Source organism: Streptomyces sp. NPDC005866, assembly GCF_040629895.1.
Classification (GTDB): Bacteria; Actinomycetota; Actinomycetes; order Streptomycetales; family Streptomycetaceae; genus Streptomyces.
Genome location: NZ_JBEXWP010000054.1, coordinates 1 through 8,798, shown reverse-complemented (window position 1 = coordinate 8,798; position 8,798 = coordinate 1). Strand labels below are relative to the sequence as shown.

Here is an 8,798-nt window from a genome sequence, read left to right as displayed (position 1 = left end):
TCTACCACTACGCGCCCACGGTCCCCGGGCGGCGGCCGACCCTCCAGGAACCGGCAGTGGAGGCGTGGCGACGGCGCTACCCGCTCTTCCCCCGCGTCCTGTTCGTCCTGGACGGCACCGGACCCGCCGGTGCCGAAGAACCGCATCAGCGCCCTGCACGCGAAAGCCGGACTGCTCGCACCGTCCCGCTTCCCGTCCGACGTCCCCGTCCTCGCAGCACCGCCGGCCGACCTGCTCCAGCACGGCCCCTCCGCACCCGTGTGGCGCCCCGTCCACGACCCCGACCAGCGAGTCCCCTGGACCGAATCCGGGCGTCGGCAGACATGAACCGCGGCCGCCGCAGAGAGGCGCCGGCCGTGCGCTGACCAGCCATGGTCTGGGCTGGCGCGGCATAACCGCACCTGTGGTCGGCCTCATGGTCGAGGCGAGGTGGGCCCGGCGCTGTCCCCGGCTGAGGTGACGCAGTTGTTCCCGACGTTGCCCTTCACCATCCACAGCCCGCGCCCGATGGTGCACGGCAAGACCCGCGAGTACACCGCCCTCTAGCGCGACCGCACATGACGGTGGCCCGTCCCGTGAGAGGGCGGGCCACCGACGCGTGTGTGGTCGTGAAGGGCGGTCGCCTACGCGGCGAAAGGCTCCATGAGGCATCGCCGAACGATCGTCCTCATGGGCAATAGGTGAGGCCCGGGGACACTGTCCCCTCCACAACCACACCCTGCACAACACAGAGGGACGGTCGGACATTCCCACGCGGGTGGTGGCTGGACGGGAGACGAAGTCGGGCAGCGGACCCGACGCGGAAACCGCGTACGCCATACACCTAATGCATCTATATAGGGTGAACGAGACAAAGTATTGGTTACTCCGATATGAGACTCCCACAGGATGGAGACCGCCCCATGTGCGAACGCCCGTGCGCGACTTCGACCGTCGTGCGCGCGGGGCGGGTCAGCCGTCAGGGTTGCCGCCGACTGGGGCTGGGCCCGGTGGGCCGGCTGCCGAGCTCCGCCCGGGCGCCAAGCGGGTGAGGAGGCAAGTCCACCATTCAATGCCATGCGCAGATCGCATGTCTGCGATGACAAACCATCGCTTGTGCGCATGGTGCGGTGCGGCCATCTTGGAGATGTCCCCACCGCAACGACAAGGAGAAACGCAGTGAGCCCGTCATCAGACAGCACCATCGGGCACGCGGGTGGCGCCGTGCATCCAGGCCGAAAGCTGGAGCACGCCGTGTCGGGCCCGGAACCGGTCTGCCTCGTGACCCGGTTCTCCGCCGTGGACGACGCGGCAGCCCGGGGCCTCCTCGATGAGCTGCGCGCGATCGCAGTGTCAGTCGTGGCTGAGCCCGGCAACCTCACCTATGGCGTCTTCGCCGACCAGGACGACCCCAGGGACCTCTACGTGATCGAGACCTGGGCCGGCGCTACGGACGCACGGCGGCATGAGGACCTCGTCCTCGGCAACGGCACCGTCAAGCGCGTAACTCCGCTCCTGACCGGATCGCTGCGGACTGTGACCCTCCGGCCCGTCGCGACCGACGACGCCACACACCAGCCGGCACCCGTGACAGGCCGTGCCGGATTCAACGGCAAGGAAGCTGAATAAGAGTGAAGACGACAGGACGGAAGGTACTGATCACCCGTGCCGGTACCGGCATGGGTCTGGAGGCCGCCAAGCGATTCAGCGATAACGGCAGCCACGTCATCGTGGTCGCGCGCAACGCAGAGCGCCTGCGCACCGAGGCCGCGCGCCTCCCGGGCGCCGTCGCGTTCCCCTGCGACATCGCCGACGAGCAGCAGGTCGCACGCCTGGTGAAGTTGGTCGGGGCGGAGCACCCCGACCTCGACACGGTGCTGCTCAATGCCGGGATAACCCACACAACCCACACCTACAAGCTGTTCGGCACCGAGGACGCGGCAGCCCACGCGGAAGCCGAGATGCGTACGAACTACCTTTCAGCCGTCCGGCTGATCGACGGCTTCGTGCCGCTGCCGCAGCGGCAGGCCGACCCGGCGCTGATCATCACCACCTCCGGGGTCGCCTTCGCCCCGGACATCACCAACCCGACCTACAGCGCCACCAAAGCGGCGCTGCACTCCCTGACCCAGTCCGTCCGGCTCCAGCTCGAACGCGACGCTTCGCCGGTCAGCGTCTTCGAATTCATGGCCCCGCTCGTGGACTCGCCCTTCTCGGCCGGCGTCGTTTCCGACCAGAAGGTTCCCGCCTCCCACGCAGTCGCCGAGCTGTTCGACGCGCTGGAGCGGAACGAGTTCGAACTACACGCAGCCCTGACGAAGGACATCTACGAGGCGCTGCGCCACTCCTCCGACGCGGCAGTGCGCGCCGTGAACGCCGCGACCGGCGGCTGACACCAGCCACGCACACCCACACCGGTACCGGCAGCTCCTGCCGACGCCCATCACGACATTCAGCACGACCCATCACAGGAGAAGTCCATGACCACCTGGCTCATAACCGGAGCATCCCGCGGCATCGGCCGTGAAATGGCCGAGCAGGCCCTGACACGCGGCGACCGCGTCGCCGCGACACTGCGCCGTCCCGAGCAGCTCGACGACCTCGCCGAAAGGTTCGGCGACCGGCTCTGGCGCGCACGCCTGGACGTGACGGACAACGCTCAGATCGAGGACGTGATGGCGCGGGCGTTCGCCGACCACGAGCGCATAGACGTCGTCGTCTCTAACGCCGGCCTCGGCGTCTTCGGCGCGGGCGAGGACCTGACCGACGAGCAGGTCGAGTGCGCGATCGCCACGAACCTCACCGGCTCGATCCAGCTCGCCCGCCGAGCGGTCCCGCACCTTCGGGCGCAGGGCGGGGGCGTGTTCGTCCAGCTGTCGAGCATGGGCGGCCACATCACCTTCCCCGGCTTCGCGATCTACCACGCCACCAAGTGGGGGGTGGAGGGGTATTTCGAGGCGCTGGCGGCCGAGGTCGCGCCGTTCGGGATCAAAACGGTGCTCGTGGAGCCCGGCATGGTACGGACGAGCTTCTACGACGCGGCCGAGCGAGTCCCGCTGAGTGAGCCCTACCGCGGCGGCCCGGCCGACGCCCCCCAGGTACCGGTCGAGGACATGGTCGCCAGCCAGTCCGGCGTCGCCCACGCCACGATCGAGGCTGCACTGTCCCCCAACCCGCCGCTGCGCCTGCTGCTGAACTCCGACGCCTACGAGGCCGTCACCACCACGGTCCGTGGCCGGCTCGCGTCTCTGGAAGGCCAGCGCGACACCGCCTTTGCTGCGGACGCCGAGTACCCGGCGCCGCTCAGCGTCTGAACAAAGCACGCCCGCAGACCTGAGCAACCGGCAAGGAAGCAGACGAAGGCGCATCCCGCGCGAAGGCCGGCGCGAGGGGCCGCCCTCGCGCGTCCGCCCCATCGAACGCCCCGTCCGTGCGCGCACCCTCTCGCATGCGCCTCCTCACACATCGCGTCGCCGCGCCATGCGCGCGATGAAGGGTCGTCCTTTGCCAGCCCCACGTCTCATGCATATCGTCCAACCATGCCGGAACTGACGCTGACGGGCCTGCGGGTCACGCTCGAAGTCGCTCAGCGCGGGTCCTTCACCGCGGCGGCCGAAGCCCTCGGTTACACGCAGTCCGCAGTCTCCCGCCAGATCATCGCCACGGAAGCCGCCGTGGGCGCCCCGCTGTTCGAACGGCACGCCCGCGGAGTCCGGCCGACCCAGTCCGGCGAGGCCCTGCTGCGGCACGCACGCCACATGCTCGCGCACGTGGAGGCGGCAGAACTGGAGATCGCCGGGCTCCGCGACCGCATCGCGGGCCGACTGGCCATCGGCGCCTACCCGACCGCGGCGGCCACGCTGGTACCCCGAGCCATCGCACGCCTGCAAAAGGCGCACCCGGCCCTCACCGTGAGCCTGTGGGAAGCGGGCAGCCCCGCACAGCTACGCCGCCTTCGCGCCGGACGGATCGAGATGGCCGTAGTGGCGATCGGAGAAGGGCTCCCCGACTACGACTTCACCGAACTGCGCATCGAAGTCGTACGCACCGGCCGCGGCATGGGCGTGGCCGTCCACGCGGACCATCCACTGGCCTCACAGGACGAAGTGCACGTTGACGACCTAGCCCAAGAGGCATGGATCGTGGGAACTGGCGGAGAAGGCGAACCCCAGTTCGGTGCCTGGCCCACCCTTGAAGCTCCGCGCGTGGCCTACGAGGCCCGCGGCTGGCAGACCCGCCTGGGCCTCGTCGCCGCTGGACTGGGCGTCTCGGTCCTGCCCGGCCTGGCCGCGGACACCGTCCCGTCCGGCGTGAAGTGGCTGCGCGTCGAAGATCCCGCGCTCGTACTCAAGAGAGAGACCGTGATGGTCACGGCCACCGACGCGTCGGCCGGCGCCAAAGCCATGCCCCAGGCCATGCGCGACGAGATCACTAAACTCGTCAGGGAGCGCGAGTGAGATCGGGGTCCGCCTTGCGCAGGCGCGCGATGACTGGAGGTACCGTAGCCACCCTCAGTTCGGCTGCTTCCATATCCACGATCACGTGTCGCGCGTTGCCCTGCACAACCCCACCTGGGGACTCTTCGGCCATACCGCTCGACCAGCCGGACTCCTAAGGTGGATTGACTGCCCAGGTGGTCACCGCTGGTCAAAAGCGCTCCCGGCGCACCGTCCCGTGGGCGCCGGGGGCAAAGATGGTGGGAGCCCTGACGTGGTCCAGGGCCTGTCCGGCGGACCTTGGCTTGGCAGCGCCGGGCCGCCCCCTGATCGGAGTGGTGAAGGCCGCACCTAGACTTTGGCCATGCTGCTGGTCCACGGCGGGGAAGCCGTAGCTGATGCTCCCGAACTGCGCACGGGGGGAGTGCCACTCGTCCCGGATGGATGGATCTGGCCGAACTGCCGCGAGTGTGGCGGGCCCATGCAGTTCCTCGCTCATCTACCCCTCGATCTCGGGGCGATCGCGGTCTTCTTCTGCCAGAACGACCCGGGCATGTGCGACGACTGGGACGCCACCGCCGGGGCCAACCGCGCCTTCGTGTTCAGAGGTCAACTATCGGCGGCCACCGTCCCCGCCGAAGGCGAGACGCTGCTCGGTGCGGTGACCGCCCTGCGCTCCCACCCAGCCGACACCCCAACCGCGGAGCCGGTTCTGGGACGGCTGGGTGGCGAACCCGACTGGATCCAAGGTGACGAGACCCCTGCCTGTCCCTCCTGCACCGCCCGTATGACGTTCACGGCCGAACTCGAAGAGGGATCAGACTTCGCGACCTCCGCCAACTTTGGCGGAGGTGGGCGCGGCTACGTCTTTCACTGCCATCCCTGCCTCCAGGCCGCCTTCCTCTGGCAGCGGTGAAGACTGCCTGCAAGCTCATGTTCGGAGCCAGAGTCGGATCGCTGCGACAGTGACGGTGCCGTGGAAGACGTAGGCCCGCTTGTCATATCTCGTAGCCACAGCCCGGAAGTTCTTGAGGGCATTGATCGTCCGCTCGACCTCGTTTCTGCGCTTGTACATCGTCTTGTCGAATCCGGTGGGTCGACCGCCTTTGCTGCCACGGCGCCGGCGGTTGGCCCGCTGGTCTCGTGGCTCGGGGATGGTGTGCTTGATCTGCCGTCTCCGCAGATAGCGGCGGTTGCGGCGAGACGAGTAGGCCTTGTCGCCGCCAAGGTGATCAGGCCGGGTCCGCGGGCGTCCGCCTTCGAGACGGGCAACGCGGATGCGTTCCATGACTGGGATGAGCTGCGGGGCATCCCCCCACTGGCCCGGCGTGACCAGGAACGCAAGCGGGCGGCGTCCGCCCTCACTGGCAAGGTGGATCTTGCAGGTCAGTCCGCCCCGGGAGCGTCCGAGTCCCTCGTCAGGGCGGTGCTGCCGGGGCCGTGATCTTTTTTCGGGACACGCGGAGCATTCCTGCGGGCCCCGGCGGCGTGTTGGTGAGCGCGGCAGGACGTCGAATCCACACTCACCATGCTCCAGTCGATACGGCCTTCCGCGTCGGCGTCGGCCTGGACGGCATGGAGGATCGTCTCCCAGGTGCCGTCGGCTGACCAGCGTCTATGCCGCTCGTAGACCGTCTTCCATTTTCCGAACCGCGTTGGTGAATCCCTCCACGGGACGCCGGTGCGCTCCCGGAAGAGGATGCCGTTGATCACCTTGCGGTGACTGACCCATCGCCCGCCCCGCCCGCCGGTTTTCGGTAGATGCGGCAGCAGCCGAGACCATTCGCTGTTCGTGAGATCGCCCCGCCCCATGTCCATACGAACGGACCGAGACACGAGGCGGTTCAAAGATCCCCCGGACAGGCCCTAGACCAGGCAGCCCTCGCGGGGACTCGCGCATGGCCGTGTACCGAGTGGGGACGTCGTTTCGACGTGGGCTTGAGAGTCCTACGCTCGCGCGAGTACCGGGTGCGTGCGACTTCGGGAGTCACCCGCACGTCGGCCGACGGCACGGGGCGATCGCTGCGCGCGGCCGTCTACTGGTAGCAGCCGTTGGCGCACAGCACGGTAACCGTGCCGCTCTCGCCGGCCACCGCGGAGGTGGTGTCGTGGGTGGTGGTCGCGGGGGTCTTGCTGGCTGCGGTGGCCGCGAACACAACGGCAACGGCACGCTTGCGCAGACGCATCTGAACTCCTTGATCGACCGCTGAGTTCGGCTGTTGGCACGCCGCTCGGGCAACGCCAACTGCCAGTCTCAACGTGCACGCCACCCAGAGCCAGGGTCTCCGGCAACGTCCGAGGCATCTCCATACGATCACCGCGACCGGCACGCCACGTTCCGCCCTCCCCCGACGACTGGTGCACGGTCCAGCCCACCAAGGACCGCGCGGTCCCGCCCGGGCCGCGCGGAACGGGAGTCTGCGGCCGCCCCCTCCTCGCCCGCCGTGCTTCCGTCCCCTGCCCCACCCACCAGCTTCACCAGGTCCAGGGCGAGGGAGTAGGCGTAGAGGTGGCTTTGTACGCGAGAACGGACAGCGCTTCTTCGACAGTTCGGGAGGCAGCCAGCGTCCGTGGCGAGTCGAAAAGTTCATGAGTTTCGACAGCGCTGTACTCGGCGGCGTCTGATGGGTCTTCAGGCGGGCGCGAACGCGTGCCCGTATCCGTCGCCGTCAGCCCGTGCGCCGAGCGCGGGTCAGTGCCAGGCCGCCGAGAGCCGTGCCGATCAGCCCCAGTGCCAGGGCCATGGCGCCGCCGATTACTCCGTTGCCGGTGCCGGGGCCACCGTCGGCGACGGCCAGGTTCACCACGCCCATGACCAGGCCGACCAGTCCCGCCGCCAGGGCCATGATGGCCCTGTTTCGCCTGTTGCCGATGCCGGGACGATCGGTGGAGCGGGCCAGAGCCAGTCCGCCGATGACCACGCCGGCCAGTGCCACGACGGCGGCCGTGGTGCCCACCAGTCGCCCGGAGGTCAGGCCGGTGGTGGCAGCCGACTGGACTGCGATGTGCGCGGCTGCCGGTGCGGCAAGCACGGATTGGACTGCCATGAGAGGCCTCCTTGTCTCCTGCGATTCGATGTCGCCTCAGTGCGATTCGAGATCGGCCCAGCATGTCCGTAGGCCCCGCCGTCAGTCGTCCAGCGGACGCGGACAATTCGCGCTGCTGCCGGTGGTTCATGCGCCTGCTGCGGGTGCGGCAGACGACGCGCGGGTACCGCGGGCGCGGTAGTCGGCCGCTCGTTCGTGAGCGGGACTCGCCCGTAGTGGCGTCCGGCTAGGGTGCGCGTATGGACAGAGGACGGTTTGGTGTCCCGGCCGGTGTCTGGGACTGGGCGGTCGCCGTCGGCGTGGCGACGCTGCTGGTGGGCACCGGGCTGTCCGGTGAGAGCTCCACGGCGAACAGCGACCTGCTCGGCTATGCGCTGCTGGCGGGCGGCGGGCTGGCGCTGGCCGCCGGCCGCCGGGCTCCGCTTCTGGTCTTGGCCGTTACCGGGGTGTGTGCGGTGGGGTATCAGGCGGCCGGGTTCGACGTGCTCGCCGTCTCCTACCTGGTCGCGGTGTATGGCGCGGTGCGGGCCGGGCATCGCGGCCTCACCGTGGCGGCGTCCGTCGCCATGCTGGTCGCTCTCCACGTCACGGCGCTGGTCTTCCAGGACGAGCCAGTGCGCGAGGCGTTCGGGCGGGGCGGCGGAGTGCTCGAGATCGCCTGGCTGATCGCCGCCTTCGCCGCGGGGGAGGCGGTGCGGCAGGCCGAGCGGCGGGCGGAGGAGGCCGAGCGGACCCGGGAGGAGACCGCGCGGCGTCGCGCCGATGAGGAGCGGCTGCGCATCGCGCGGGAGCTGCACGATTCGCTCACTCATCAGATCTCGGTCATCAAGGTGCAGGCCGAAGTCGCGGTCCATGTGGCCCGCAAACTCGGCGAACAGCTGCCGGAAGCGATGCTGGCGATCCAGGAGGCCGGACGCGAGGCCAGCCGGGAACTGCGCGCCACACTGGAGGCGTTGCGCGACGACGACACGACCCCGCCGCGCGGGCTCGACGACGTCCCGGAACTGGTGGAAAAATCCCGGACGTTGGGCCTGGACGCAACCCTGACGATCGACGGACGGCAGCACGACGTACCGGCCGCGGTGGACCGGACCGTCTACCGGATCGTGCAAGAGGCGCTCACCAACGTCGCCCGGCACGCCGACGCCACCGCCGCGGCGGTCCGCATCGACTGCCTTCCGGATTCCCTCGCCATACGCATCGACGACGACGGCAAGGCGACAGCGGCCACCGCCCCGCTGCCCGGCCTCGGGCTGCTCGGCATGCGCGAACGCGTCACCGCCCTCGGCGGCCGGCTACGCGCCGAACCACGTGACGGGGGCGGCTTCACCGTCCA

At 69.3% G+C, this 8,798-nt stretch carries 10 protein-coding genes; 7 read left to right on the top strand and 3 right to left on the bottom strand.

Going from position 1 to position 8,798, the window contains the following annotated elements; genetic code table 11:
* Positions 1-129: 129 nt before the first annotated feature.
* The 6 genes from ABZ396_RS40610 to ABZ396_RS40585 all read left to right on the top strand — a co-directional run bounded on the left by ABZ396_RS40610 (position 130) and on the right by ABZ396_RS40585 (position 5,331).
* On the top strand, positions 130-327 hold the full coding sequence (locus ABZ396_RS40610) for a hypothetical protein (RefSeq protein WP_358927014.1): 198 nt from the start codon (positions 130-132) through the stop codon (positions 325-327).
* Positions 328-1,158: 831 nt separating this feature from the next.
* The gene (locus tag ABZ396_RS40605) at positions 1,159-1,608 is read left to right on the top strand and encodes an antibiotic biosynthesis monooxygenase (RefSeq protein ID WP_358927015.1); all 450 of its coding nucleotides are present in this window, start codon (positions 1,159-1,161) and stop codon (positions 1,606-1,608) included.
* A 2-nt stretch (positions 1,609-1,610) separates the two neighbouring features.
* On the top strand, positions 1,611-2,372 hold the full coding sequence (locus ABZ396_RS40600) for an SDR family NAD(P)-dependent oxidoreductase (RefSeq protein WP_358927016.1): 762 nt from the start codon (positions 1,611-1,613) through the stop codon (positions 2,370-2,372).
* Between the two features lie 87 nt (positions 2,373-2,459).
* Positions 2,460-3,293 (top strand): SDR family oxidoreductase, encoded by an 834-nt coding sequence (locus ABZ396_RS40595; RefSeq protein ID WP_358927017.1) that lies wholly within the window; start codon positions 2,460-2,462, stop codon positions 3,291-3,293.
* 225 nt (positions 3,294-3,518) lie between these two features.
* A complete protein-coding gene (locus tag ABZ396_RS40590) occupies positions 3,519-4,436 on the top strand; it encodes a LysR family transcriptional regulator (protein ID WP_358927018.1) in 918 nt (305 codons plus the stop codon).
* Positions 4,437-4,896: 460 nt separating this feature from the next.
* Complete coding sequence (locus ABZ396_RS40585; protein ID WP_358927019.1) at positions 4,897-5,331, top strand: hypothetical protein; 435 nt, start codon at positions 4,897-4,899, stop codon at positions 5,329-5,331.
* A 15-nt stretch (positions 5,332-5,346) separates the two neighbouring features.
* Here ABZ396_RS40585 and ABZ396_RS40580 read toward each other — a convergent pair.
* The 3 genes from ABZ396_RS40580 to ABZ396_RS40570 form a co-directional block, all read right to left on the bottom strand.
* Positions 5,347-6,227, bottom strand: a protein-coding gene (locus ABZ396_RS40580; RefSeq protein WP_358927023.1) for an IS5 family transposase whose coding sequence is annotated in 2 segments (ribosomal slippage) — positions 5,347-5,867 and positions 5,867-6,227 — 882 coding nt in all. Because the reading frame shifts where the segments join, the coding sequence is not laid out codon by codon here.
* A 224-nt stretch (positions 6,228-6,451) separates the two neighbouring features.
* Positions 6,452-6,601, bottom strand: coding sequence for a hypothetical protein (locus tag ABZ396_RS40575; RefSeq protein WP_358927020.1), 150 nt, complete (start codon positions 6,599-6,601; stop codon positions 6,452-6,454).
* A 483-nt stretch (positions 6,602-7,084) separates the two neighbouring features.
* Complete coding sequence (locus tag ABZ396_RS40570) at positions 7,085-7,462, bottom strand: DUF6223 family protein (protein WP_358927021.1); 378 nt, start codon at positions 7,460-7,462, stop codon at positions 7,085-7,087.
* Positions 7,463-7,701: 239 nt separating this feature from the next.
* Here ABZ396_RS40570 and ABZ396_RS40565 point away from each other — a divergent pair.
* Positions 7,702-8,798 (top strand): histidine kinase (locus ABZ396_RS40565; protein WP_358927022.1); only part of this gene is annotated, 1,097 nt, incomplete at its 3' end.